Genomic DNA, 24520 nt, shown 5'->3' with positions numbered 1-24520 from the left:
ATGGACATCGTCCTGACCGTGCTCGGTATCGCCGTGATCGTCCTCGTGCTGCGCGACGTCTTCCACACCCTGTGGCACCCGGCAGGCGAGGGGCGGCTCAGCGGACTGCTGGGCCGCGGCCTCTGGGCCACGGTGCACCGCCTCCCGGCGCGCTCGCGGACGCGTCGCCTGCTCATGGACCTCGCAGGCCCGACGGTGCTCGCCGCGGTGGTGCTGACCTGGGTCACGGCCGTCGTGCTGGGCTGGGGCCTGATCTTCCTGCCGCACATGCCGAGCGCGTTCGACGACACCACCGGGCCGCCGCCCGTGACGACGTGGGAGCGCGTCGTCAGCTCGATCTACCTGTCACTGGTCGGCCTCTCCACCCTCGGCATCGGCGACGTCGTCCCGACGGAGCCCTGGACCCGGCTCTGGACGGCCGTGCAGGCGCTCGTCGGGTTCGCCCTGCTCAGCGCGTCGATGTCGTGGGTGCTGCAGGTGTCGCCCGCGCTCACACGACGCCGGGCGCTGGCACGACGTCTTACCGCGCTCGCCGCCACCGGCCGCGCGTCCGACGACACCGCAGGGCACGGCGTAGGAGTGCCTGTCTCGACGCTCGAGGACCTGGTGCAGGAGTTCTCCGCCGTGCACGTCCAGATGCGGCAGTACGGGGAGACGTACTACTTCCGCGACTCCGTCACCGACGAGGCGCTGCCCACGGCGGTCGGGACGGCGGTGGCGCTCGCGGACGGCGCGCTGCGCTCCGACGACCCCGACGTCCGGCGAGCCGGCGCGTCGCTGCGGTGGACGCTCGACCGGTTCGCCACGCTCCTCGACGACGCGTACCTGCGCACCGGCGGTTCGACGACCGCGGTCTTCGCCGCCTACGCCGCCGACCAGGACCACGGGACGACGCCCGACGGGTCCCCGCGACGGCCCGGGCGCGGCCGCGCCTGAGGGCGTGGGCGACGTCGCACCCCAGGACGTCGCGCGACCGACGGCGGGTGTTCGAACCGGCGTCAGGACGTGTTCGCCCAGTGGTCAGGTCGCGGCGCGACCATGGGCGCGGGTGAGTCCCCGACCGCCGTGCGCACGGCGCGGTCGACGACGACGTGGGGGGCAGGGCGACGATGTACCTGGACGGAGCACCGGTGCTCCAAGACGTGGTCGGCGGGGACGGGCGCAGCACGGCCGCTGAGCCGCCGCCGCCCGACGAGCACTGCGTCGTCGTCGACCGCGCGACGGGATCCGAGCAGCTCCCGGCGGCTGCGGCGGCGGACCACGGGCACCGCGCGTGGGACGGCACGACCGTCTACGTCGCGGGAGACCGCGTCACGTCCGGCGGGGCGGTGTTCGAGGCGGCGTGGCGCTCGCTGGGGCGACCGCCCGGTGCGTCGGCCCACTGCCCGTGGCAGGAGATCGCGACGACGGCCGGCGGCACCGCGGTCTGGACCCGCAGCCGGATCTTCGAGCCCGGCGACGTCGCCGTCCACGACGACGTGCTCTACGTCGCGCAGTGGTGGATCCGCGGCCAGGAGCCGGGCGACCCCAGCGGCCCCTGGCAGGTGCTGCGGTAGCGGGACACGGCGTGACCCGCCCGCCCGGACGGGCGGACGGGTCACGACGGTGGTGCGGACCGGTCGCGGTCGAGGGTCAGCCGCAGGCGACGCCCTCGAACGGCACCGTGACGGCCTCCTCGGGGCCGGAGCCGTCCGTCGCGGAGGCGGTGATCGTCACCTCACCGTCCTCGACCGTGCCGGACCTGGTCGAGAACGACGTGTACGCGGACCTGCCCGGTGCGACGGCGGCGAAGTCCTTCGCGCCGAAGGCCGAGTCGAACCGCACGCCGAGCGGGGCGTCGTCGGCGTTCGTCACGCGGACCGCGAGGAACACCCGCCCCGCGAGGCAGCGCGGCTCCGCCGTGACGTCCGTGAGCAGGGACGGTCCGGTCGGCTCGCCCGCGGTGAACGTGCGCACGGGGGACGTGACGGTCCCGCCGTGCGGGCCGGTCACCACGACGTACCACCCGTGCTCGCCCGGCTCGACGTCGGCCCACGTGCCCGACACGGAGGTCCCGCTGGGCACGCCGGAGACCGTGTCGACGGTCTCGCCGGTGAGCACGTCGACGGTCAGTCCGTCGGTCGCGAGGCGCTTCGTCGTCGGCTCGATCCCGAGCGCGGCGTAGGGGATCTCGAAGTCCTGCATCCCCGGCGGGTCGTTGAGCGCGGCGTTGTCGGAGTCGAAGACGTCCAGCGACGGCGAGTACGTGCGCACGACGATCCGGCCCGTGCCGTCCGCGCCGCCCTCGTTGTCGAAGTGCAGCAGGCGCAGGTACCCGAGCCCGCCCTCGGGCAGCCCCTGGTAGTCGAACAGCATGGAGTAGACGGTGCGGTCCGCCACCCCGTCGCCGTCGTCGTCGAAGTCGTCGGTCCGGGTGTAGGCGTCGTGGTAGTGGCCCGAGCTGACGAGGACGACGTTCGGGTTCGGCGCGACGACCTCGTCGAGGATGCGCTGGGGGACCGGCCCGAGCCCGCCCGTGGTGAGCATGTACTCGTGCAGGTTGATCCAGACCTTGCGCTCCGGGTACTTCGCGATGACCTCGTTCATCCACGCGATCTGCTCGTCGCCGGGCGCCCACCCCATGTACAGCAGGAGGAGGTCGACACCCTGGACGCTGACGAGGTCGTAGTGACCGCGGTTGTCCTGGATGTCACCGCCCCACCAGGGGTTGCCGGAGAAGCGGTCGGCCCCGAAGTACGCGGAGTACTGCGAGTAGTCGGCCAGCGCACCGCCGACGTCGTGGTTGCCCGCCAGCACGCCGTACGGGAGCCCCGCGTCGTCGAGCTTCCGGTACGACGGGTCCGCGTTGAGCCACTGGTGCTCCTGGTCCCAGTCGTCGACGATGTCACCGGTGTGGACGAGGTACTGCAGGTTCACCTCGTCGCGGGCCTCGAGGACGAAGTCGTGGATGGCCTCCTGGTGCGAGTACCACTCGTCGCCCGAGCCGTCCGTCGGCATCCCCTGGTTGTCGTTGTAGTACTGCGTGTCCGACTCCCAGGCGATCGTGAAGTCGTACTCCGACCGGGGCGTGGCGTCGGGGTGGTACGGCGTCGCCACGTCCGCCCGCTCCGAGCGCGGCGTCCCGGCGAAGCCCTCGGAGTGCTGCACGAGCACCGTGACCTCGCCGCCCTGGACGTGCCCGTCCAGCGGCACCGTGCCGCCGAGCTCGAACTCGGTCGGCGCGCCGTCGGTCGTGACGTGGCGGTCCACCTCGGTCCACGTGCCGTCGGCCACGTCGAGCACGGACAGCAGCACCTTGGCGTCGGTGTTCGCGGAGCCCGACCAGGCGATGCGCGCCTCGCCGTCGGCGACGGCACCCTCCGGGACGTCCACCGTGAAGAGCTGGTAGGGCAGCGCGGTGTCGGAGGAGACCTCCGAGGACAGGCCGTCCGTGCCGGTGATCCGCTCGACCTCCTCGGCGCTGAGCGCCGTGCGCTCGTCGCGGGCGGTCGACGCGGCGTCCGTCGTGGTGCCCGCGAACGCCTCGACCTGCGGGTCGGCGGCGTCGAAGGAGTGCCCGACGCGGAACTCCACGTCGAGGTCGTCACCCGTCGCGGAGTCCGGGGTCGCGGACAGCGTGACGTCGCCCGCCTCCACGGACGCGCCGTCGGCCGGCGCGCCGAGCTCGACGCCGGGGACCTCGTCCGGGGTGGTGAACGTGACCGTGCGCTCCGCGGCGTTGCCCAGGTCGTCCGTCGCCGCGAGGACGACGACGTGCTCACCGGCGGCGAGCTCGAGCGACGACGTCGTGTACGGCAGCTCGACCGGCTCGCCGTCGAGCGTCGCCGTGACGGTGTCGACGCCGGACCCCGCGTCCGACGCCTGCGCGTCGATCGTGACCGTCCCGCGGTACGTCTCGCCGTCGACGAGGTCCGTCGTGAGCTCGGGGGCCGTGTTGTCCACGACCACGGTGCGCGTCACGGACCCGCTCCCCGCCCCGTCGCCGCTCGTCGCGGACACGGTGTGCTCGCCGTCGTCCACCGCGGAGGTGTCCCACGTGTGCGCGAGCGAGTCGAAGGCGTCCTGCGGCACGGTGAACGTCGCGGTGAAGTAGACCTGGTTCGCGTCGTTGAAGCCGATCCGCGTGGTGGGGTCCGGGCACTCCCGGACCGTCTCCTCCTGGCCCTCGCCCGCACCGGCGCACACCTCGGGGCGCAGCACGCGCCCGTCGGGCAGGGCGAGCCGCAGGTTCATGGCCGCGAAGTCGTCGTTGTTCTCGTCCGGGTCCGGCTCGGGCCACGCCTTGGTCCCGGCGTAGATGCCCAGGGTCAGGCTCTCCCCGGCCACGACGCGCTCCACCGGCACCTCGCTGGTGACCGTCTCGACGCGGGAGTAGAAGCCCTCGTCGAAGATCGTCAGCACGTCGTCGCCCAGCCGGACGCCGTTGCGGAAGAAGGCGTCCGTGCTCGTCGCCTCGAACGCGAAGAGGGCGGGGGCCTCGAGCGCCGGGGTGAGGTCGCCGACCTCGGCCCCGTCGATCGACAGGCTGAGGTCCGCGGGGTCGCCGGTGGTCGTCGCCGCGACCCGCGTCTCACCACCGACGTACTGCCCGTCGGCGACGTTGAGCCGCACCGGTGCGTCACCGGTGTCGTCCAGCTCGAGCCGGACCGGGCCGAGCGTGGTCGTGTTCTGCCCGTCGGACGCCCGGACGGTGTACTCGACCCAGGACTTGCCGTACAGGTCCACCGCGGGGACGGCGTAGGAGTACCGGTCGGCGGCCTCGGCGCGCAGCAGCCGGGTGACCGGCGCGCCGACGTCCGAGGTCAGCGTGAGCTCGACGGTGCTGACCAGGCGGTCGTCCGTCGCCTCGACCAGCAGGGCCAGCCCGTCCGTCTCCGGGGCGTCGTCGCTGCCCGTGAGGTCGGTGACCACCGGCTCCTCGTCGTCCTGCGGCGTGACGACGAGCCCGGCGGGCACCTGGTCGGGCGAGACCTCGCCGGGCGTCGGCGCGCCGGGCCCGACGAGCGTCTGGCTCGTGCCCTCGTCCCAGCGGTACTGGATCGGCTGGTCGGGGAGGGTCTGGTCGTTGTTCATGTAGTCGGCGCGCGAGACGGCGTGCCCGGTGTTGGTCTCGACCTGCAGGCCACGCAGACCGCCGTTGGCCATGCCGCCGGAGAAGATCTCGACGAGGTCGACGCCCGCGGTCAGGCTGCTGCCGAAGTGGGCGTTGAAGTCGGCGGCCGCGAGGTGGTCGTTCGCGCCGTTCTTGACCCACAGCACCAGCGTCCGTCCGGGCTGGATCACCGGGTCGGCCGGCGTCGCGGGCCACAGCGTGCTGCTGGTGACGTTGTGGTCCGCGTCGAGGTAGAGGTAGTTCACCGTGTGCTCCGAGAACGGCACGGGCGCGTCGGAGGCGTTGTAGACCTCGACGAACTCGTATCCGTCGGCCCCACCGACGTTCGCCGTGTCCGGCGCCACCTCGGTCACCTGCAGGACCGGCGCGTCGAGGGTCGGCTCGGGCTCGGGCTCGGGCTCGGGCTCGGGCTCGGGCTCGGGCTCGGGGTCCGGCGTCGGCTCGGGCTCCGGCTCGACCGGCGCGAGCTGTGCCGCGTCGACGGACCCGGGCGTGTACGGGCCGGTGGAGTGCTCCACCAGGGCCGGCGACCCGTCGCCGGGGAGGGCGAAGTGGGTCGAGGCGCCCGGTGCGGTGGCGGTGCGCTCGTAGACCGACCAGCTCAGGGTGCGCCCTGCCGGGTCGTCGACGCGGATGCCGCGCGTCGCACTGTTGGCCATGCCGGGCTGCCCGGTCGCGTGGAACAGCAGGACGTCGGGGTCGGCGCCGACGGCGGCCCGGAACTCGTCGTCGGAGCGCGCGAAGCTGTCGACGGTGGACGAGGTGTACTGCAGCCAGAGCACCGCGCTGCTGTGCGCGGGGATCGTCGCCGTCTCCTCGGCGAGCGCGAGCACCTTGTCGCTGCTCGACGTCCCGGCGTTCGTGTAGATGTAGGTGAAGACGTGGTCGGCGACGTCGACGGGCTCGTCGGTCGTGTTCGTGACCTCGAAGTACTCGAAGTCGTCGTGCCCGTCGTTGTCGGGAGCGATCTCGGTGACCACCAGCGGCCAGCTCGGGGCCGTGTCGGTGGCCGCTGCTGCCGCAGCCGGGACGGCCGCGACCGATCCGCCGGCGACGACGGCTGCGGTGAGGCCCGCGATGTGTCTGATGAAGGCATGTCGTGACAGGGGCATGCGAAGAGGACCCTTCCTTGGGGACGTCCTCCGCACGGTGCCGGAACGACGTGAACGGATCCGTTCCCGCCGGTGAACCTGCGACGACGTGCGGCGGTCGAGCCCGGGACGCCGACGCCGGAGGTGCGCCTCTCCCGTCGGTGTCCCGGCGCTCGTCGCAGGCTCAGCGCAGGGCCTTGCGCATGACGACTCGTGGCACACCGCCGCTGACACCGGTCGTCGGGGCGGCGCGGACGAACCCGGCCTCCTCGAACAGCGGCACGGAGCCGACGTAGCCGGAGATGACGTCGACCCGCTCGCCTCGGCTGTCCACCGGGTAGCCCTCGACCGCCGGTGCGCCGTGCGCGGCCGCGTGCTCGACGGCGCCCGCGAGCAGGTCGTGCATGAGACCGCGGCCGCGGTACCCGGCCCGCACGACGAAGCACACCGCGCTCCACGCGTCGAGCTCGTCGACGAACGGGATGGTGCGTGAGTTCATCAGCCGTCGGTACGTGCTGCGCGGCGCGACCGAGCACCAGCCCGCGACCTCGCCGTCGACGTAGGCCAGCACACCCGGCCCGGGGTCGGTCTCGCACAGGCCGGCCATGTACGCGGGGCGGTCGTCGTTCGCGACGCGGCTGTCCCGGTAGGACATGCACCAGCAGCCCTGCACGCCGGGGCTCTTCGGGCCCACCACGGTCGCGAAGTCGGCGAACCGCCCGACGGCGGAGCGCACCTCCACCGTCCGTCCGCGACTCTGGTCCGTGCCCACGTTCGTCACGGTAGACCCGGACGCCCACGCGCGAGATCCGAGCGCTCGCGCGAGCTGCCGAACCCCGGGTCGTGCGCCGTTCGAGGCCCCGCACGGCGCACAACCCCGGGTTCGGCAGCCAGGCCGGCGCACAACCCGGGGTTCGGCACGCGCGACCGGCCCACGACCCGGGGTTCGGCACGCCGCACGGGGAGTGCGTCACGGCACGCTGCCGGCACGACGATCGTCGTGATGGGATCGGAGGGTGTTCACGCGACCCCGTACCCGGTTCGACCTCGTGCCCCGCCGCGTCCGCGTCCATGCCGTGCGGGAGACCTCCGGCTCCCTGCGACGCATCACCTTCCGCGACGTCGAGGGCGCGGACCCGTCCGCGGCGTCCTCGCTCGCGGCACTGCGGGTCCCGGGCCCCGAGGACCACGTCAAGGTGTTCCTCCCCGACCCGGCGACCGGCGTCCTGCACGCCCCGACGATCGCGCCGGACGGCGGCCTCCAGCGCCCCACGGGCGTCGTCTCGATCTCGCGCGACTACACGGTCCGGGCCGCGCGCACCGTCGGCGGCGTGACCGAGGTCGACGTCGACTGGGTGCTGCACGGTGACGAGGGCCCGGCGTCGGCGTGGGCGGCGCGCGCGCAGGAGGGCGACGAGCTCGTGCTCGTCGGGCCGCGTGGGAGCGTCGGCGTGCCGGAGGGAGTGGGCCGGCTGACGCTCGCCGTCGACGAGACGGGTCTGCCCGCGGCCGCGCGCTGGGTCGAGGCGGTCGGCGCGGACGTCCCCGTCACCGCGGTCGTGGAGATCGGGGACGACGTCGACGAGGCGTTCGTCGAGGACGAGCTCGGGCGCGCGAGCGTCGAGATCTTGTACCGCACCGACGGGCCGGGCCAGCTCGAGGAGGCGGTCCGGGCCCTCGGCGCGCCGGAGCAGGACGAGCTCGTCGTCGCCGCGGGAGAGGCGGGCGACCTCGTCCCGGTTCGTCGGCACCTGCGGCACTTCGTGGGCGCGCGGCCCGACCAGCTCGAGATCTCGGGGTACTGGCGTCGCGGCGTCGTGAACCTCGACCACCACCTGCCCCTCGACCCGACCGACCCCGACTGAACGGACCCCGCTCCGACCTGGGTCCGTGCACCGACGGCGGTCGCGATCGGGCCGGATCCACGGGACCGGCGACCGATCTGCTCTGCCCGAGGCGTAACGGGCTGCGGGCGAGCCCGGAGCGCGCGACCCTGAGGGGCATGACGACACGACTCCTGGTGCTCGGCGGCTCCGACTTCCTCGGGCGGGCAGTCGTGGACGACGCCCACGCGCGCGGCTGGGACATCACGGTGCTGAACCGCGGCACGCGCCCGGTGCCCGACGGCGTGACCGCCCTCGTCGGCGACCGCACCCGGGCGGACGGCCTCGACGCGCTGCGCTCGGACGACGTCGCCCAGAAGTGGGACGTGGTCGTCGACACGTGGTCGTGGGCGCCCGCGGCCGTGCGCGACGCCGCGCGTCTCCTCGCGGGCCGGGTGCCCGGGGACAGCCGCTACGTGTACGTGTCGTCGCGGTCGGTGTACCGGCCGTGGCCGCCGCGCGGGGCCGACGAGTCGGCACCGCTCGTGGACGGCGACCTCGACGACGAGACGTACGACGACTACGCCCGGGCGAAGCGCGGCGCGGAGATCGCCGCGGTCGACGCCCTCGGGGACCGCGCGCTGCTGCTGCGGGCGGGGCTCATCCTCGGCCCGCGGGAGAACGTCGGCCGCCTGCCGTGGTGGCTGCGGCGCGTCGCGCAGGGCGGCCCTGTGCTGGCGCCGGGGCCGGCGGAGCTGCCGCTCCAGCTCGTCGACGCGCGCGACCTCGCCGCGTTCGCGCTCGACGCCGCGATCACCGGCGCGTCCGGCCCTGTCGACGTCGTCTCCGCACCCGGCCACGCGACGATGCGCGAGCTGCTGTCCGCGTGCGTCGCGGTGACGGCCGACGAGGCCGCGGCGGCCGGGAACCAGCCCGCCGAGCTCGTGTGGGCCGACCCCGAGACGGTCCTCGACGCGGGCATCCAGCCGTGGACCCAGCTGCCCGTCTGGATCCCGCCGGGAGAGCTGCACGACGCCCTGCACGGGTCCGACACGTCGCGCGCGTTCAGCCTCGGGCTGCGCACGCGCGACGTCCGCGAGACGGTCCACGACACCTGGGCGTGGCTGCGCGAGCTCGACCAGCAGGGAGAGGCGCCGCCGCGTCGCGAGGACCGGCCCGGCGTCGGGCTGCCGCCCGACCTCGAGCAGCAGGCGCTGCGCGCCGCGGCCGGGACCGGGTCGTCGGCCGACGAGGCCGGAGGCTCGCCCGTCGGCTTCACCGCCTGAGCCCACCGTCCGGGGTCCACCGCCCGAGGCTCAGGTCCAGACGGCGATGCTGCGCCGGACCGGCACGGAGCCGGACTCGGACGCGAACAGCTCGGGCGAGCGCTCGCGCACCCGCTCGATGTCGTCGAACACCGCACGCAGGTGGGCGCGCAGGAGCTCGCGCGCGCCCGTGCGGTCGCCGCCGACGAGGGCGTCGAGGATGCGCCGGTGCTGGTCGGCGAACTCGTCGGGCGGCGTCTGGTGGAGCCCGAGGCGGCGCGCGCGGTCCAGGTGCGCCTTCGCCGACGCGACGGTCGCCCACGCGCTCGCGTGCCCGGAGAGGCCGAGCAGGCCACGGTGGAACTCCTCGTCGAGGCGGAAGAACTCCTCGACGTCGATCCCGGGCTCCTGCTGACGCGCGAGGTTCTCGCGCAGGTCGGCGAGCGCGGCGTCGTCGATCTCGTCGGGCACGGCGTCGAGCGACGCGAGCTCGACGGCCTCGCGGACGAACTGCGCGTCGGCGACGCGCTGCGGGTCGACGCGCGAGACGAATGACCCGACCTGCGGGAAGACCTGGACGAACCCCTCCTCGGACAGCAGCAGGAGGCTCTCGCGCACGGGCGTCCGGCTCACGCCCAGGCTCGCGGCGAGCTCGTTCTCGGACAGCGCGGAGCCGGGCGCGAGCTCGAGACCGACGACCTTCTGCCGCAGGGTCTCGTGCACGGCGCGCCGGGTCGTGCGCCGTCCGTCGGGGGAGCTCATGCCGCCCATGCTAGCCGCGACGCCGGGCACCGCCCCGGCGTTCGCGCCCCGGTGCGCAGAGGTTGACAGACCTGCGATACACCGCTTGTATGGCAGTCCTCCCACCGCAGTGGACGCCGTCGCTGCGCGCAACCGACGCGCGCCGTGCCGACCGCTGCAGCCCCCAGCACGAGGAAGTGGTCCGCCGTGAGCACGATCGAGCGCGCCGAGGTCCTGGTGACCTCGCCCGGACGCAACTACGTGACGCTGCGGATCACGACGTCCGACGGCGTCACCGGCCTCGGCGACGCCACCCTCAACGGGCGCGAGCTCGCCGTCGCGAGCTACCTCCAGGACCACCTCGTGCCGCTGCTGGTCGGCCGCGACCCGGCGCGCATCGAGGACACGTGGCAGTACCTGTACCGGGGCGCGTACTGGCGCCGGGGCCCGGTGACGATGACGGCCATCGCCGCCGTCGACACCGCGCTGTGGGACATCAAGGGCAAGGTCGCGGGGCTGCCGGTCTACCAGCTGCTCGGCGGGCGATCGCGCGAGGGCGTGCTCGTGTACGGGCACGCCAGCGGCGCGGACGTGCCCGCGCTGCTCGACGACGTCGCGCGCCTGCGCGACGAGGGCTACCACGCGATCCGTGCCCAGACCGCCGTCCCGGGCGTCGCCGGGACCTACGGCGTGTACTCCGGCTCGGGCGTCTACGAGCCCGCGAAGGGCTCCCTGCCCGACGAGCAGCCGTGGTCCACGGAGAAGTACCTCGACTTCGCCCCGACCTACCTGGCCGCGGTGCGCGAGAAGTTCGGGTTTGACCTGCACCTGCTGCACGACGTCCACCACCGCCTGACGCCGATCGAGGCCGCCCGCCTGGGCAAGGAGCTCGAGCCGCTGCGCCTGTTCTGGATGGAGGACCCGACGCCGGCCGAGGACCAGGAGGCGTTCCGCCTCATCCGCCAGCACACCACCACCCCGATCGCGGTGGGGGAGAACCTCACCTCGATCTGGGACGTGCAGCACCTCATCACCGAGCGGCTCGTCGACTACGTGCGCACCACCGTCGTGCACGCGGGCGGCATCACCCACCTGCGCCGCATCTTCGACCTCGCCGCGCTCTACCAGGTGCGCTCCGGCTCCCACGGCGCCGGTGACCTCTCGCCGGTCTCGATGGCGGCCGCGGTGCACGTCGACCTCGCGATCCCGAACTTCGGCATCCAGGAGCACATGGGCCACGCCGGGCAGACGTACGACGTCTTCCGCTCGGAGGTCACGTTCTCCGACGGCATGCTCCACCCCTCCGACGCCCCCGGCCTCGGCGTCGAGTACGACGACGAGGTGGCCGCCCGCTTCCCCTACGACCCGAAGTACCTGCCGGTCGCGCGCCGCCTCGACGGCTCGGTCCACGACTGGTGACCCACCCCCTGTCCTCCCGCAGTACCGTCACAGCAGCGAAGGAGCAGACCGTGACGCACGACACCAGCGCCGCCGCGGCACCCGCCGGGCAGCGCACGACCAAGGACCTCACGCGGGCCGCCGTCTCCGGCTGGCTCGGCACCGCGATGGAGTTCATGGACTTCCAGCTCTACTCGCTCGCCGCGGCGATCGTCTTCAACCGGCTGTTCTTCCCCGAGGTGAGCCCGGCCGTCGGCCTCATCGCGGCGATGGGCACGTACGGCGTCGGGTACGTCGCGCGCCTCGCCGGCGCCGTGTACTTCGGCCGCATGGGCGACCGGATCGGCCCGAAGCGCGTGCTCGTCATCACGATCACGCTCATGGGCGTGTCGACGACGCTCATCGGCGCGCTGCCGACGTACGCGGTCATCGGCCTCTGGGCGCCGGTCCTGCTCGTCGTGCTGCGCCTGATCCAGGGCTTCGGCGCGGGCGCGGAGATCGCGGGCGCCACCGTGATGCTCGCCGAGTACGCGCCGCCGCGCCGCCGCGGGCTCATCGCGTCGCTCGTCTGCCTCGGCACGAACTCCGGCACGCTCGCAGCGTCCGCGCTCTGGGCGCTGCTGCTCGCGACGCTCAGCGAGGAGCAGCTCCTCAGCTGGGGCTGGCGCCTACCGTTCCTGCTGAGCTTCGGCCTCATGATCTTCGCCGTCTGGCTGCGCCGGAAGCTCAAGGAGAGCCCGGTGTTCGAGCAGCGCGAGGACGTCGTCGACGGCGTCGCGCTCTCGAAGGCGGAGCTCTCCGAGGCGCGCGTCGCCGAGGCCACCGAGGGCGAGCGCAGCACGCTCGAGGCCGCGCTGCACCAGCGCAAGGGCAAGGCGTTCTTCCTCGCGCTCGGCCTGCGCTTCGGCCAGGCGGGCAACTCCGGCCTCGTGCAGACGTTCCTCGTCGGCTACATCGCGACGGCCATGATCGTCGACGAGTCCGTCGGCACGACCGCGATCGCGATCGGCTCGCTGCTCGGCTTCGCGACGATCCCGGTGGTCGGGATGCTCGGCGACCGGTTCGGCCGCCGCCCGGTGTACACGGCCGTGACCGTGCTCGCGATGCTCGTCGCCGTCCCCGGCATGCTGCTCATCAACACCGGCAACGCCGTGCTCGTGACGGTCGCGATGGCGCTCATGCTCAACATCGCGGTCCTCAGCCTGTTCTCGCTCGAGAGCGTGACGATGGCGGAGCTGTTCGGCGCCCGCACGCGCTTCACGCAGCTCGCGCTCGCCAAGGAGATCGGCGGCATCCTCGCGACGGCGATCGGCCCGGTCGTCGCGGCCAGCCTCACCGCGCTCACGGGCAGCTGGTGGCCCATCGCCGCGATGCTCGTCGTGTACTCGGCCATCACGCTCGTCTCGGCGCGCCTCGCGCCCGAGGTGCGCGGCCGTGACCTCGTGCGACTGGAGGACGCGGCATGAGGGCCGTCGTCGTCCACGGCGCGGGAGACGTCCGCGTCGACGAGCGTCCCGACCCGCGCCCCGGCCCGGGCGAGGTGCTGCTCGCCGTCGAGTGGGGCGGCATCTGCGGCTCCGACCTCGCGTACTGGCGGCACGGCTCGTCCGGGACAGCCACGCTGCGCCACCCGCTCGTCCTCGGGCACGAGTTCGCGGGCCGGGTCGTCGCGACGGGCGAGGGTGTCGACGACGTCGCGCCCGGCCTGCGCGCGACCGTGCACCCTGCGACGCCGGTCGGGGACGAGAAGCTTCCGGAGCGGCTCGCGGGCCGGACCAACCTGCACGCGCAGGTCCGCTACCGCGGCTCCGCGGCGCTCGACCCGCACACCGACGGCGGGTTCGCCGAGCTCGTCGTCGTGCGCGCCGACCAGCTGCGCGCGCTGCCCGACGCGGTGAGCACCCAGCACGGCGCGCTCGCCGAGCCGCTCGCGGTCGCGATGCACGCCGTCTCCCGGGCCGGCGACCTGCGCGGCACGGAGGTGCTCGTCAACGGCTGCGGTCCCATCGGCTCGCTCGTCGTCGCCGCGGCGAAGCACGCCGGCGCCGCGCGCGTCGTCGCAGCCGACCTGTCGGCCGCGTCCACGGCCGTGGCGCGCCGCATGGGCGCCGACGACGTGCGCGTCCTCTCCGAGGGCGACGCGCTGCCCGCCGACGTCGAGGTGGCGTTCGAGGCCTCCGGCGCGCCCGGCGCGCTCGGGAGCGTCCTGCGCGCCACCGCGCGCGGCGGGACGCTCGTGCAGGTGGGCAACCTGCCCGGGGCCGAGGTCCGGGCCGCGCTCGGCGACCTCGTGACGCGCGAGATCACGTGGGTCGGCTCGTACCGGTTCGTCGACGAGATCACCGACGCGGTGGCGGCCATGGCGGCCGGCCTCGACGTCTCGCCCGTCGTCACGCACACGTTCGACCTCGACGACGCCGAGAAGGCGCTCGAGGTCGCCGGCGACCGCTCGACCGGGTCGAGCAAGGTCCTGCTGCGCGTCGGCGGCGCGACCGGCTGACGACCACGCGGACGACCACCGCCGAGCACGGGGAAGGCCACCGTTCCCCGGCCGGAGCGGTGGCCTTCCGCGTGCTCGGCGGTCGGCCGGCACGTGGTCAGGCGGGCGCGCGCCCGGCTCAGCCGTCGGCGAGGAGCTCGCGCACGCGCGGCACGACCCGCGTGCCGTAGAGCTCGATGCTGCGCATCATCGTCGCGTGGGGCAGGGTGCCCGACGAGTACTTGAGGTCGAACCGGCCGGCGCCGAGCGTGCGCACCGTCGTCGCGATCTTCTGCGCGACGGTCTCCGGCGAGCCCACGTAGAGCGACCCGCTCCGGATGTCGTGGGCGAACCGGCCCCGGTGGTACGCGGGCCAGCCGCGCTCGCGGCCGATGCGGTTGTTCATCGCCGCGAAGTGCTCGTAGACCTCCTCCTGCGCCTGCTCGTCGGTCTCGGCGACGTTGCCGGGGGAGTGGACGCCGACGGGGAGCGCCGGGGTGCCGAGCTCGGCGACGGCCCGGTGGTACAGGTCGACGTAGGGCCGGAACCGCTCCGGCTCGCCGCCGATGATCGCGAGCATGAGGCCCAGTCCGTGGCGCGCCGTGCGCACGACCGACTCGGGCGAGCCGCCGACGCCCACCCACGTGCGCAGCCGTCCACGCTCGGTCTTCGGGTACACCTCCTGGTCGGCGAGGCCCGCGCGCGTCGTGCCCGACCACGTGACCGGCCCTTCCTCGAGCAGGCGGACGAACAGGTCGAGCTTCTCCTCGAACAGCACCTCGTAGTCCGCGAGGTCGTAGCCGAACAGCGGGAACGACTCGATGAACGAGCCACGCCCGAGGATCACCTCGGCGCGGCCGTCGGACAGCGCGTCCACGGTCGAGAAGCGCTCGAACACGCGCACGGGGTCGTCCGAGCTGAGCACGGTCACCGCCGATCCCAGGCGGATGCGCGAGGTGCGCGTCGCGATCCCCGCGAGCACGACCTCGGGCGCGCTGATCGCGAAGTCCTCGCGGTGGTGCTCGCCGACCCCGAAGAAGTCGATCCCGGTCTGGTCGGCGAGCACGGCCTCCTCGACGACGTCGCGGATCGTCCGCGCTGCGGTGACGGGCGAGCCGTCGGGGCCCGCGGTGACGTCGCCGAACGTGTCGAGACCGAGCTCCACACCGTCCGGGTCAGGTGCGTGGGCCGGGTCAGGGGTCGGGGGCGTCGTCGGCTGGCTCATCGTCTCTCCTCGCGTCGTCGCGCCGGCCCGACGCCGGTGCGCGTCGGCACAACCGTGCCGGGCGGTGGATCCTTCCGCCACCACGGGCGACGACGGAGGCCGCCGCCCCCGGGGGGGCGGCGGCCTCGGTACGACCGGTGCGCGTGGCGCGGCGGTGCGTCAGTACGTCGCGACGTCACCGTTCGCGATGAGAGCGGCGATGACGACGAAGTACAGGATGCCGACGATCACGCCCAGCACGGTGAAGATGATGCTGAGGATCAGACCCCACTTGGCGATCGTGTTGTCGAAGCCCGCCTCGCGGCTCTGCTTGCGGGCGATCGCGCTGACCACGATGCCGGCGATCGAGAAGACGAACGCGAGGACGAGGCCGACGATGCCGAGCGTCTTGCCCGGGTCCTCGACCGGGCCGCCGCCGTACTGGGGAGCGGGGGCCTGCGGGGCGGAGGGGTACTGCTGGGTCATGGTGCTCTGCTTTCTGTGGGGCCGACGGTGCGTCGAGTCCGGACGGGTGCGGGAGGTCCCGCGCGAGTGCGGCCCTCATTCTGGGGTATGCGACCCGTCGCTGACCAGGGGGAAAACTCCCCACCGCCCCGAGATCTCGCGCGTGGACGGACCGTGCGCCGTCAGGAGCCCGCGCGGCTCGTCTCGCCCCGCAGCTCGTCGATGTGCGCCTGGAGCCGCTCGAGCGCCCCGGCGACGTCGGCGTCGCGCTCGTGCGCGAGGTCCGTCACGTGGCGCAGCTGGGCGGAGGCGGCGTCGAGCGCGACCTGCGCGTCGGCGAGCGCGGTCGCGGCCGTGCCGTCGGCCGCCGCGTCGGCGTCGGCCGCGCGGTCGAGAGCGGACCGTGCCTCGGCGGTCGCCGCCTCGACGGAGTCCACGGCGTCGAGCACGCTGCTGCGCAGCGCGGGGTGCAGGGCGGCGACGTGCAGGCCGACGCGTTCGAGGTCGTCGTCGATGGTGCGGGTCTGCACCTGGGCCTGGGCGATGAGCTGCTCGACCTCGGCCGCGGTGGACCGGGCGGCGAACGGGAGCATCATGGCGAGCGCGAGGAGGCTCGCCGCCGCGACCCGTGCGGACGTCCTCGTCCGGGGTCCGTTCGACTGCTGGTACGTCCACGCTGACATGTCCCCCAGTGTGGCGGGCGTTCCTGGGAAGAACCCGACAACCACGGGTGAATACGTGGAGATCTCGCGCACACCCCGGACCCGCGCCGTGGACGGCCCGGGCGGCCCGGGCGGCCGGAACGGCTCAGACCCGTGCGAGGTGCCGCCGGCGCGAGCGTGCGAACCGCGTGGCCAGCAGCCCGTGCCGCGGGCTGAGGAGGTACGCGAGCGCGAACGCGACACCCAGCGTGACGACGACGGTGCCGCCGGACGCGGTGTCCAGGTAGTAGCTCGCGTAGATGCCGACGACGCCGCTCGACGCGGCGACGACCGGGGCGATCCACAGCATCCGCGAGAACCGGTCCGTGAGCAGGTACGCCGTCGCGCCGGGCGTGACGATCAGCGCGACGACGAGCACGACGCCCACCGCCTGCAGCGCCACGACGACCGTCAGCGCGAGCAGGCCCAGCAGGAGCGCGCCGAGCCGGCGCGGCGAGAGCCCGATCGCGTGCGCGTGCACGGGGTCGAACGCGTAGAGCGTGAGGTCGCGCCGCTTGAGCACGAGGACGGCGAGCGTGACGGCCCCCAGCACCAGCACCTGCACGAGGTCTGCCAGGGAGACGCCGAGGAGGTTGCCGAACAGGATGTGGTTGAGGTCCGTCTGGCTCGGCGTGACGGAGATCAGCACGAGACCGAGGGCGAACAGCGTGGTGAACACGACGCCGATCGCGGCGTCCTCCTTGACCCGGCTCGTGTCGCGCACGGCGCCGACGAGCGCGACCGCGAGCAGTCCGAAGAGCAGCGCGCCGAGCGCGAACGGCGCACCGACGACGTACGCCAGCACGACGCCCGGCAGCACCGCGTGGGACACGGCGTCGCCCATGAGCGACCAGCCGACGAGCACGAGCCAGCAGGAGAGCACCCCGCACACGACCCCCGCGGTGACGGTGACCGCCAGGGCCGTGCGCAGGAACTCGAACGTCAGCGGCTCGACGAGCAGGTCGAGGACCGTCACGGGGTGACCTCCAGGCCGAACGCGAGCGCGAGGTTCTCCGGGCGCAGCGCCTCCTCGGGCGTGGCGTGCAGGAGCACCCGGCGCAGGAACAGGACGGCCTCGTCCGCGAGGGCGGGCAGGGCGTGCAGGTCGTGCGTCGACACGAGGACGCACGCCCCGTCGGCGGCGAGCTCGCGCAGCACCGCGGTGATGGTGGCCTCGGACCGCTTGTCGACGCCGGCGAACGGCTCGTCGAGGAGCAGCGTCGTCGCGCCCTGCGCGAGGCCGCGCGCGACGAACGCGCGCTTGCGCTGCCCGCCGGACAGCGCGCCGATCTGCCGGTCGGCGAGGTCGGCGAGCCCCACCCGCTCGAGGGCCTGCGCCACGGCCTCGCGGTCGGCGGCGCGTGGGCGCCTGGTCGGTCCCTGGAACCCGTACCGGCCCGTCATGACGACGTCCCGCACCCCGAGCGGGAACGTCCAGTCCACGTCCTCGCTCTGCGGCACGTACGCCACGACTTGCGCGCGGCGGGCGCGCTCCGGCGGGGCGCCGTCGAGCAGCACGGTGCCGCGGTCCGGGCGCACCATGCCCATGACCGCCTTGAAGAGCGTCGACTTGCCGGAGCCGTTCATCCCCACGAGCCCGCAGACGGTGCCGTGCGCGAGGGCGAGGGTCGCGCCGTCGAGCGCGCGCACGTCGCCGTAGTGGACGGTGAGGTCGCGGACGTCGATCGCGGGGGCTGCCGTCGTCGACGTGCCCGGCGTCGCCGGACCGGCGGTCATCAGCCCTCGCCCTCGTCGCTGTCGCGGGTGCTCGTGAGCCCCGCGACGATCGTGTCGACGTCGTGCCGCAGCAGGTCGAGGTAGGTCGGCACCGGCCCGTCGGGGCCGGACAGGGAGTCGACGTACAGGGTGCCGCCGTAGGTGGCGTCCGTGGCGGAGACGACCTTCTGCATCGCCTCGTCGGAGACGGTCGACTCGCAGAACACGGCGGGCACGTCGGCCTCCTCGACGAACGCGATGGTGTCGGCCACCTGCTGGGGCGTGGCCTGCCGCTCGGCGTTGACGGCCCACAGGTACTGCTCGGTGAGACCGGCGTCGCGTGCGAGGTAGGAGAACGCGCCCTCGCACGTGACGAGCGCGCGGTGGTCCTCGGGCAGGGTGTCGAGCGAGCCGGTGAGCTCGTCGTGGAGCGCGGCGAGCTCCGCCGAGTACGCCTCGGCGTTCGCGGCGTAGTCCTCGGCGTGCTCGGGGTCGAGCTCGGCGAACGCCTCCGCCATGTTCTGCGCGTACAGCTGCCCGTTGACCGGTGACATCCACGCGTGCGGGTTCGTCGTGCCGCGGTACTCGGCGGCGGTGTCGTCGCCGAGCGCGATGGTCTCGACGCCCTCGCTGGCGACGACGTGCGGCACGTCGAGGTCGTCGACGAACCGCTCGAACCACGCCTCGAGGCCGAGCCCGTTGTCGAGCACCAGATCGGCCTGCGCGGCGCGCCGCAGGTCACCCGGCGTCGGCTCGTAGCCGTGGATCTCCGCACCGGTCTTGGTGATCGACTCGACGCGGAGGTGGTCGCCCGCGACGTTGCGCGCCATGTCGGCGAGGACGGTGAAGGTCGTGAGCACGACAGGCCGGTCGTCGCTCCCGGCGGCCGCGTCGGTCGGCGGCGAGCATGCCGCGAGCGGCGCCACGAGTGCCAGGGCGGCGAGGGCGCCGAGACCGCGTCGGCGAAAGTTCGGCATACCGAAAAACTTAGTGCGGGCGGCGGCGCCCGGCAATCCCGGAGGCACCGCGCACGGTCCAGGAGCCAGCAGCGGCGAGTGCGCACCGCCCCGCCTACCGTGGCGCGATGAGCGCCGTGAGCCGATGGGTCGACACCGCGATCGGGTGGTACCAGCTGCGCCTGTCGCCTCGGAAGGGCTGGGGGTGCGCGCACAGGGTCGCGCACGGAGGAGCGTCGTGCTCGGCCGCCGTGCGCGAGCTCGTCGCGCGACGCGGCGTCGTGCGGGCCGCCCGGCCCACGGTGCTGCGCTTCCTCGCGTGCTACCAGGCCGCGCAGCTCCTCGCGACCTCGGGCGTGAGCGGCGTGTGCTGCTGCGGAGGCATCCCGATCCCGTTCCGGTTCGGCAGCCGCTCCTGACGACCGGTCGTCAGGACCGGCGGCCCCTCAGCACTGCGGAGGTCGCACGCGTCGGCGGCGGAGCGGACGGCGCGCGTCACGCCGCGGAGGCGGCCGCGGCGCGGACCACCGCGACCGGACCGGCGGCGCGGCGGAGCACGTCCTGGACCACGGGACCGAGGAGGGTCCCCGGCACGTCGGCGCTCCCGTGCGCGCCGACGACGGTGAGCGCCGCGCCACGCCCCAGGTCGCGGAGCACCTGCTCCGGCCGCCGGCCGACCACCAGCGCGGCCACGTCCACTCCGTCGTGGACGACGGCACGCACCCGGTCGACGGCCGCGCGGACCGTGCGCGCGGCGTCGTCGCGAGCCCTGCCGGCGACGGCGAGCCGGTCCGCGGGGTCGTCCCGTCCGGCGTCCGGCGTCTGGCGCCACGCGCACACCGCCACGACCCGGCCACCCGTCTCCCGTGCCTCCTCGAACGCGAAGTGCAGGGCGGCGTCGGCGTCGGCCGACCCGTCGACGCCGACCACGACGTCGGTCGTCCGGCGACGTGCCTCGACGGGCGGGACGACGACCACGGGGGCCGGCGACGCCGCCGCGAGGCGCATCGCCACGGAACCGCACGTGGCGGCAGCCCCCGTCCCGACGCGGCGGCTGCCGACCACGACCACCTCCGCCGCACGCGCCGCGCCGAGCAGCACCCCGACCGGCGACCCGGCCCGGAGCGTGGTCCGCACCCGCACGTGCGGGTCGACGCGCGCGGCCCGGTCCGCCGCGGAGTCGAGGACGCAGGCCCCGTGCTCTCCGTCGCCCGGGCCCGGTGCCACGTGGACCACGTGGAGCGACGCCCCCCGGCCCGCCGCCTCGTGCACCGCGCGCTCGACCGCCCGGGCGCTCGTCGTGCTGCCGTCCACGCCGACCAGCACCTCTCGACCGACGTCGTCGTCCGTCCCGAACATGTCCTCACCTCGACCGGCCGCGACGCGCGCGCGTGCCGTCCGTTCCCTGCCTACCCCGGAAACGCGTGCCCGGCACGCCCGGACGGCGCGTCGGGCACGAGGTCCCGCGGCGGCAGGCCGGACGTCACCGTGGTGCCGGGCCGAGGTCCCGAGCGCGGCGAGCCGGACGTGATGGTCGGCACGGGACGACCGTCACCGGCTAGGTTGAGGCCATGGGCACTCCCGACCCGATCCGCGTGTTCCTGCTCGACGACCACGAGGTGGTCCGCCGCGGCGTCGCCGCCCTGCTCGAGGCCGCCGGTGACATCACCGTCGTCGGCGAGGCGGGCACGGCGGCCTCCGCGCTCGCGCGCATCCGTGCGACGCGCCCCGACGTCGCGGTCCTCGACGTGCGCCTGCCCGACGGCTCCGGCGTCGAGGTGTGCCGCGAGATCCGCTCCGAGCTGCCCGAGGTCGGGTGCCTCATGCTGACGTCGTTCGCGGACGACGAGGCGCTGTTCCAGGCGGTGCTCGCGGGCGCCGCGGGGTACGTGCTCAAGCAGATCCACGGCTCCGACCTCGTCGGCGCCGTCCGCACGGTCGCGGGGGGCGGGTCGCTGCTCGACCCGGCGAGCACGGCACGCGTGCTCGAGCGCCTGCGTCACGCGGCGGACGAGATGCCCGACCGGCTCGAGGGCCTGTCGCAGCAGGAGCGCCAGATCGTCGCCCTCATCGGCGAGGGCCTGACGAACCGCGAGATCGGGCAGCGCCTGTACCTCGCGGAGAAGACGGTGAAGAACTACGTCTCCCACGTCCTCGCGACGCTGGGGCTGCAGCGGCGCACCCAGGTGGCCGTGCTCGCCACGGAGCTGCGGCAGGAGGACGCCGTGCGCGAGCGCACCCGCCCCGCGGCGGGACCGGGCGGGGGCCAGGGTGGTCAGCCCCGGCGGGCCTGAGGGCTCGGCCGCGGCCGCGCACGGCCCGGCGCGGCCGCACGGTCCGGATGTCCCGGACGACGGGGACCTGACGGGGAGTCCGTTCCCGGGACCTTCGGCACTGACCGACCCGGCGCGGGCGCGCGACGATGGCGGCATGGAGACCACCCGGGTCGCGGCGGCAGGGCTCACGGAGCTCGTGCCCGAGGAGAGCTACGCGCTGCTCGCCACCGTGCCCGTCGGGCGCATCGTGTTCACCGACCGCGCGCTGCCCGCCATCCAGCCGATCAACTTCGTCCTCGACGGCCCCGACGTCGTCTTCCGCACCGCCGAGGGGTCCAAGCTCGCGGTCGCGGCGAGCCGCGCCGTCGTCGCGTTCGAGGCGGACTCGTTCGACGCCGAGGCGCGCAGCGGGTGGTCCGTCGTCCTCGTGGGCCGCACCTACGAGGTGACCGACCCCGACGAGCGCGCGCGGCTCCTCGCGCTGCCGCTGGACACGTTCGTCCCCGGCGAGCGCGACCGGGTCGTGAAGATCGTGCCGCGCATCGTCACCGGGCGGCGCATCGCGCGCTGAGACGCGCCCGCGCGGCGATAGCCTCGTGCCCGTGAGCGCCCCGGTCCACCTCCGCGACGCCACGCCCGCGGACTGGCCGGGCGTGTGGCGCGTCCTCGAGCCCGTGCTGCGCGCCGGGGAGACGTACGCCTACCCCCGCGACATCACCGAGGACGACGCGCGCGCCGCGTGGACCGGATCGCCCGGCGTGCGGGTCCTCGTCGCGGTCGACGACGCGGGCACCGTGCTCGGCACCGCGAAGTACCTGCCGAACCACCCCGGCGCGGGCGCGCACGTCGCGAACGCGAGCTTCGTCGTCGCACCGGACGCGGCCGGGCGAGGGGTCGGGCGCGCCCTCGCGCGCGCCGTCCTCGACGGTGCCCGTGCCGACGGCTACCGTGCGATGCAGTTCAACGCGGTGGTGGAGACGAACACGCGCGCCGTCGCCCTGTGGGAGTCGCTCGGGTTCGCGGTGCTCGCGACCGTGCCCGAGGCGTTCGACCACCCGGTGCACGGGCTCGTCGGCCTGCACGTCATGCACCGCGCGCTCTGAGCACTCGTCCGCCTCCTCCGGGCGGGTCGGGCTCTACCCCAGCGGGGCCCACCACTCCAGGCGCGTGCCGCCACCCGGTACCGCGACGACCGTGCAGCCCCCGCCGAGCGCGGACGCGCGCGCGCCCATGTTGCGCAGCCCGGAGCGGCGCCCGCCCTCCCGGATGCCCACGCCGTCGTCCGTCACGGCGAGCCGGGCCTCGTGCGCCGTCACGCCCAGGTGCACGGCGACGGCGCTCGCCCCCGCGTGCCGCGCCACGTTGGTCAGGGCCTCACCCAGCACGACGACGAGCTGGTCGGCGATCTCCGCCGGCATGTGCGGACCGCCGTCCGTCACCCCGGCACCCGTGCCCTCGCTCGCGACCTCGACCTCGACGTCGGGCGCGAACCCCAGGACCGTCGTCGCCGCGGCCGCCTGCGCGCGCAGCCGGTCCTCGATCGACGGCGCGTCGGGGTCCGCCGCGGTGTGCAGGGCGAAGATCGTCGAGCGGATCTGGCGGATCGTCTCGTCGAGGTCCGCCACCGTCTCCTCGATGCGCGAGCGCGCCGCCGGGTCCGCGACGAGCGGCTGCACGCTCATGAGCGACATCGCCGAGGCGAACAGTCGCTGGATGACCACGTCGTGCAGGTCGCGCGCGATGCGGTCCCGGTCCTCGAGCACGCCCACCTGCTTGGCACGGCCGTACAGGCGCGCGTTCTCGATCGCGACCCCGGCGGCCGCCGCGAGCGCCACGACGGCCGCCTCGTCCTGGGCGGTGAACGCGGTGCGTCCGGTCTTGTCGGTGAGGTAGAGGTTGCCGAACACCGTCTCGCGCACCCGCACCGGCACCCCGAGAAACGTGTGCATCGGCGGGTGGCCCTCGGGGAACCCGGCCGAGCGCACGTCGTCCGCGATCTCGTGGACGCGGATCGGCTCCGGGTGGTCGATGAGCTCGCCGAGCAGGCCCTCGCCGTGCGGCCAGTGGTCGATGGCGGCGACCTCGTCGTCCGACAGCCCGAGCGGGATGAACTGCGCGAGGCGCTCGCGGCCCGAGGCGTCGAGCACGCCCAGCGCGCCGTAGCGCGCGCCGGTGAGGTCCATCGCCGCCCGCACGATCCGGCGCAGCACCTGGTCGAGGTCGAGGTCGCTCGTCACCGCGACCACGGCGTCGAGCACGCGCTGCCCGACGGCGTCCGGCAGGTCGGTCGTTCCGCTCACGCGAGGAGTCTCCCAGACCGGGCGGCGCAGGGGTGCAGGCCGGCGCGCGGGGCGTGTGAGCTGCGCGACACCGCGGTGCGCTAGCCTGCGGCCAGCCGGGAGGCGTCCAGGACGCCCGGCTCGCTCGTCGACGCAGGGGGACGGAAGGACGTGCTGCCCCATGCCGACCACCCCGACCTCCACCGGTGCCTCCGACGCGGCACCGGCCGCCGCGCTCGCCGACCTGCGGGCCGCGGTCGCGCACCTGCACCCCGACGACCCCCTCGCGCTCGTCGCGGTCGCCGACGACCTGTGCGCCCTGGGCAGCCCCGTCGCCGCGGTCCCGTTCTACGAGGCGGCGCTCGCCCACGACGTCCCTGGAGCGCTGTACCGCCTGGGTCTGGCCCACCACGACGCCGGGGACCCGGCGGAGGCGTTCCGCTGCTTCGAGCTCGCGGGGCTGGCCGGCGACGCGCACGCGGCGTTCATGGCGGGGTACGTCGCGCACGAGCGGGGCGACCTGCACGCCGCGCGACGCTGGTTCGAGCAGGCGTGGGACGTCGACGGCGCGCCCGTCCGCCTCGCCCGGGTGCTGCGCGCGCTCGGCGACGACGGCGAGGCGGCCCGCGTGCTCGCCGCGGTCTCGGGGGAGAGCTGGGAGGCGGCGGTCGACCACGCGCTGTCCGGGGCGCTGGTGCCGTCGGCCGCGACCGCGCTCCTCGAGTCCTGGGCGGAGGCCGGGGAGGTGCGCGTCGCGTCGGCGCTCGCGGACCTCTACGTGCGGGCCGGTCGCCCGCTCGACGCGGAGGACCTGCTGGAGCAGGCGGTGCTCGCGGACGACGCGGCGTCGCGCACGAGCCTCGGCGTGCTGCGGCTGCGCGCGGGTCGCGTCGCGGACGCGATGGCGCTGTGGCGCGACGCGGCCGCGCAGGGCGACGCCTACGCGGCGGAGCTGCTCTCGCGCTTCGGGTGACATGCGCGTGCCGGGGCCGGTCGGGCCCGGCACGCACGAC

At 74.5% G+C, this 24520-nt stretch carries 23 protein-coding genes; 12 read left to right on the top strand and 11 right to left on the bottom strand.

Translation table 11 applies throughout. The annotated features are described in order from the left end of the window. Both ACFTZA_RS05880 and ACFTZA_RS05875 read left to right on the top strand, forming a co-directional pair. Nucleotides 1–936, top strand: a complete 936-nt coding sequence (locus ACFTZA_RS05880; RefSeq protein ID WP_378191779.1) for an ion channel — start codon at nucleotides 1–3, stop codon at nucleotides 934–936. Nucleotides 937–1130: 194 nt separating this feature from the next. After that, a complete protein-coding gene (locus tag ACFTZA_RS05875; RefSeq protein ID WP_378191777.1) occupies nucleotides 1131–1556 on the top strand; it encodes a hypothetical protein in 426 nt (141 codons plus the stop codon). Nucleotides 1557–1632: 76 nt separating this feature from the next. Here the strand turns inward: ACFTZA_RS05875 and ACFTZA_RS05870 are convergent, their stop codons facing one another. Beyond that, a complete protein-coding gene (locus tag ACFTZA_RS05870) occupies nucleotides 1633–6225 on the bottom strand; it encodes a metallophosphoesterase (RefSeq protein ID WP_378191775.1) in 4593 nt (1530 codons plus the stop codon). A 163-nt stretch (nucleotides 6226–6388) separates the two neighbouring features. Then, nucleotides 6389–6976 carry a GNAT family N-acetyltransferase gene (locus tag ACFTZA_RS05865; protein ID WP_378191773.1) on the bottom strand — a complete coding sequence of 196 codons (588 nt, stop codon included), beginning with the start codon at nucleotides 6974–6976 and terminating at the stop codon, nucleotides 6389–6391. 244 nt (nucleotides 6977–7220) lie between these two features. Between ACFTZA_RS05865 and ACFTZA_RS05860 the strand changes: the two genes are divergently transcribed. Both ACFTZA_RS05860 and ACFTZA_RS05855 read left to right on the top strand, forming a co-directional pair. Then, complete coding sequence (locus ACFTZA_RS05860) at nucleotides 7221–8069, top strand: siderophore-interacting protein (protein ID WP_378191771.1); 849 nt, start codon at nucleotides 7221–7223, stop codon at nucleotides 8067–8069. Between the two features lie 137 nt (nucleotides 8070–8206). After that, nucleotides 8207–9313, top strand: coding sequence for an NAD-dependent epimerase/dehydratase family protein (locus ACFTZA_RS05855; protein WP_378191769.1), 1107 nt, complete (start codon nucleotides 8207–8209; stop codon nucleotides 9311–9313). 30 nt (nucleotides 9314–9343) lie between these two features. Here ACFTZA_RS05855 and ACFTZA_RS05850 read toward each other — a convergent pair whose 3' ends face one another. Then, nucleotides 9344–10054 carry a GntR family transcriptional regulator gene (locus ACFTZA_RS05850; RefSeq protein WP_378191767.1) on the bottom strand — a complete coding sequence of 237 codons (711 nt, stop codon included), beginning with the start codon at nucleotides 10052–10054 and terminating at the stop codon, nucleotides 9344–9346. Nucleotides 10055–10240: 186 nt separating this feature from the next. Between ACFTZA_RS05850 and manD the strand changes: the two genes are divergently transcribed. The 3 genes from manD to ACFTZA_RS05835 are packed head-to-tail and all read left to right on the top strand — an operon-like array spanning nucleotide 10241 to nucleotide 13931. Further along, nucleotides 10241–11452: a D-mannonate dehydratase ManD gene (gene manD, locus ACFTZA_RS05845; RefSeq protein ID WP_378191765.1), complete on the top strand. Its 1212-nt coding sequence runs from the start codon at nucleotides 10241–10243 to the stop codon at nucleotides 11450–11452. A 50-nt stretch (nucleotides 11453–11502) separates the two neighbouring features. Continuing rightward, on the top strand, nucleotides 11503–12897 hold the full coding sequence (locus ACFTZA_RS05840; RefSeq protein WP_378191763.1) for an MFS transporter: 1395 nt from the start codon (nucleotides 11503–11505) through the stop codon (nucleotides 12895–12897). After that, nucleotides 12894–13931, top strand: coding sequence for an L-idonate 5-dehydrogenase (locus ACFTZA_RS05835; RefSeq protein ID WP_378191762.1), 1038 nt, complete (start codon nucleotides 12894–12896; stop codon nucleotides 13929–13931). The genes ACFTZA_RS05840 and ACFTZA_RS05835 overlap by 4 nt, the downstream gene beginning before the upstream one ends. A 118-nt stretch (nucleotides 13932–14049) precedes the next feature. On the opposite strand, the gene ACFTZA_RS05830 is transcribed toward ACFTZA_RS05835, so the two are convergent. The 6 genes from ACFTZA_RS05830 to ACFTZA_RS05805 form a co-directional block, all read right to left on the bottom strand. Continuing rightward, entirely contained in the window at nucleotides 14050–15135 is a 1086-nt protein-coding gene (locus tag ACFTZA_RS05830) for an LLM class flavin-dependent oxidoreductase (RefSeq protein ID WP_378191761.1), read from the bottom strand. Nucleotides 15136–15294: 159 nt separating this feature from the next. Next, the gene (locus tag ACFTZA_RS05825; RefSeq protein ID WP_378191759.1) at nucleotides 15295–15600 is read right to left on the bottom strand and encodes a hypothetical protein; all 306 of its coding nucleotides are present in this window, start codon (nucleotides 15598–15600) and stop codon (nucleotides 15295–15297) included. Between the two features lie 161 nt (nucleotides 15601–15761). After that, nucleotides 15762–16262 (bottom strand): hypothetical protein, encoded by a 501-nt coding sequence (locus ACFTZA_RS05820; protein WP_378191757.1) that lies wholly within the window; start codon nucleotides 16260–16262, stop codon nucleotides 15762–15764. A gap of 124 nt (nucleotides 16263–16386) precedes the next feature. Next, entirely contained in the window at nucleotides 16387–17256 is an 870-nt protein-coding gene (locus ACFTZA_RS05815; protein WP_378191755.1) for a metal ABC transporter permease, read from the bottom strand. Next, nucleotides 17253–18017 carry a metal ABC transporter ATP-binding protein gene (locus tag ACFTZA_RS05810; protein ID WP_378191753.1) on the bottom strand — a complete coding sequence of 255 codons (765 nt, stop codon included), beginning with the start codon at nucleotides 18015–18017 and terminating at the stop codon, nucleotides 17253–17255. Before ACFTZA_RS05810 ends, ACFTZA_RS05815 begins: the two co-directional genes overlap by 4 nt. Continuing rightward, nucleotides 18017–18973, bottom strand: a complete 957-nt coding sequence (locus ACFTZA_RS05805) for a metal ABC transporter substrate-binding protein (protein WP_378191751.1) — start codon at nucleotides 18971–18973, stop codon at nucleotides 18017–18019. The genes ACFTZA_RS05810 and ACFTZA_RS05805 overlap by 1 nt, the downstream gene beginning before the upstream one ends. A 107-nt stretch (nucleotides 18974–19080) precedes the next feature. On the opposite strand from ACFTZA_RS05805, the gene yidD reads away from it, so the two are divergent. Further along, nucleotides 19081–19371 carry a membrane protein insertion efficiency factor YidD gene (gene yidD, locus ACFTZA_RS05800; protein ID WP_378191749.1) on the top strand — a complete coding sequence of 97 codons (291 nt, stop codon included), beginning with the start codon at nucleotides 19081–19083 and terminating at the stop codon, nucleotides 19369–19371. A gap of 76 nt (nucleotides 19372–19447) precedes the next feature. Here the strand turns inward: yidD and ACFTZA_RS05795 are convergent, their stop codons facing one another. Further along, on the bottom strand, nucleotides 19448–20311 hold the full coding sequence (locus tag ACFTZA_RS05795) for a universal stress protein (protein WP_378191747.1): 864 nt from the start codon (nucleotides 20309–20311) through the stop codon (nucleotides 19448–19450). A gap of 212 nt (nucleotides 20312–20523) precedes the next feature. On the opposite strand from ACFTZA_RS05795, the gene ACFTZA_RS05790 reads away from it, so the two are divergent. The 3 genes from ACFTZA_RS05790 (at nucleotide 20524) to ACFTZA_RS05780 (ending at nucleotide 22331) form a co-directional block, all read left to right on the top strand. After that, nucleotides 20524–21246, top strand: coding sequence for a response regulator (locus ACFTZA_RS05790; protein ID WP_378191745.1), 723 nt, complete (start codon nucleotides 20524–20526; stop codon nucleotides 21244–21246). Between the two features lie 136 nt (nucleotides 21247–21382). Then, a complete protein-coding gene (locus tag ACFTZA_RS05785) occupies nucleotides 21383–21799 on the top strand; it encodes a pyridoxamine 5'-phosphate oxidase family protein (RefSeq protein WP_378191743.1) in 417 nt (138 codons plus the stop codon). Nucleotides 21800–21830: 31 nt separating this feature from the next. Next, nucleotides 21831–22331, top strand: coding sequence for a GNAT family N-acetyltransferase (locus ACFTZA_RS05780; protein WP_378191741.1), 501 nt, complete (start codon nucleotides 21831–21833; stop codon nucleotides 22329–22331). 33 nt (nucleotides 22332–22364) lie between these two features. Here ACFTZA_RS05780 and ACFTZA_RS05775 read toward each other — a convergent pair whose 3' ends face one another. After that, nucleotides 22365–23528 (bottom strand): GAF domain-containing sensor histidine kinase, encoded by a 1164-nt coding sequence (locus tag ACFTZA_RS05775; protein WP_378191739.1) that lies wholly within the window; start codon nucleotides 23526–23528, stop codon nucleotides 22365–22367. A 160-nt stretch (nucleotides 23529–23688) separates the two neighbouring features. Here ACFTZA_RS05775 and ACFTZA_RS05770 point away from each other — a divergent pair, with 160 nt between their 5' ends. Further along, a complete protein-coding gene (locus tag ACFTZA_RS05770) occupies nucleotides 23689–24480 on the top strand; it encodes a tetratricopeptide repeat protein (protein ID WP_378191737.1) in 792 nt (263 codons plus the stop codon). Nucleotides 24481–24520: the final 40 nt, after the last annotated feature.

Origin of the sequence: Cellulosimicrobium sp. NPDC057127 (assembly GCF_042670945.1) — a bacterium.
Taxonomy (GTDB): Bacteria; Actinomycetota; Actinomycetes; order Actinomycetales; family Cellulomonadaceae; genus Cellulosimicrobium.
The sequence above is the reverse complement of the archived record's forward strand: the minus strand, read 5'-3'. Positions and strand labels throughout refer to the sequence as shown.

Bases quoted from the DNA above. Each gene is read 5' to 3' on its own strand.
- ACFTZA_RS05880 (WP_378191779.1), top strand. From the start codon at position 1: ATGGACATCGTCCTGACCGTGCTCGGTATCGCCGTGATCGTCCTCGTG.
- ACFTZA_RS05870 (WP_378191775.1), bottom strand. From the start codon at position 6,225: ATGCCCCTGTCACGACATGCCTTCATCAGACACATCGCGGGCCTCACC.
- ACFTZA_RS05855 (WP_378191769.1), top strand. From the start codon at position 8,207: ATGACGACACGACTCCTGGTGCTCGGCGGCTCCGACTTCCTCGGGCGG.
- ACFTZA_RS05850 (WP_378191767.1), bottom strand. From the start codon at position 10,054: ATGAGCTCCCCCGACGGACGGCGCACGACCCGGCGCGCCGTGCACGAG.
- ACFTZA_RS05835 (WP_378191762.1), top strand. From the start codon at position 12,894: ATGAGGGCCGTCGTCGTCCACGGCGCGGGAGACGTCCGCGTCGACGAG.
- ACFTZA_RS05830 (WP_378191761.1), bottom strand. From the start codon at position 15,135: ATGAGCCAGCCGACGACGCCCCCGACCCCTGACCCGGCCCACGCACCT.
- ACFTZA_RS05825 (WP_378191759.1), bottom strand. From the start codon at position 15,600: ATGACCCAGCAGTACCCCTCCGCCCCGCAGGCCCCCGCTCCCCAGTAC.
- ACFTZA_RS05820 (WP_378191757.1), bottom strand. From the start codon at position 16,262: ATGTCAGCGTGGACGTACCAGCAGTCGAACGGACCCCGGACGAGGACG.
- ACFTZA_RS05810 (WP_378191753.1), bottom strand. From the start codon at position 18,017: ATGACCGCCGGTCCGGCGACGCCGGGCACGTCGACGACGGCAGCCCCC.
- ACFTZA_RS05805 (WP_378191751.1), bottom strand. From the start codon at position 18,973: ATGCCGAACTTTCGCCGACGCGGTCTCGGCGCCCTCGCCGCCCTGGCA.
- yidD (WP_378191749.1), top strand. From the start codon at position 19,081: ATGAGCGCCGTGAGCCGATGGGTCGACACCGCGATCGGGTGGTACCAG.
- ACFTZA_RS05795 (WP_378191747.1), bottom strand. From the start codon at position 20,311: ATGTTCGGGACGGACGACGACGTCGGTCGAGAGGTGCTGGTCGGCGTG.
- ACFTZA_RS05790 (WP_378191745.1), top strand. From the start codon at position 20,524: ATGGGCACTCCCGACCCGATCCGCGTGTTCCTGCTCGACGACCACGAG.
- ACFTZA_RS05785 (WP_378191743.1), top strand. From the start codon at position 21,383: ATGGAGACCACCCGGGTCGCGGCGGCAGGGCTCACGGAGCTCGTGCCC.
- ACFTZA_RS05770 (WP_378191737.1), top strand. From the start codon at position 23,689: ATGCCGACCACCCCGACCTCCACCGGTGCCTCCGACGCGGCACCGGCC.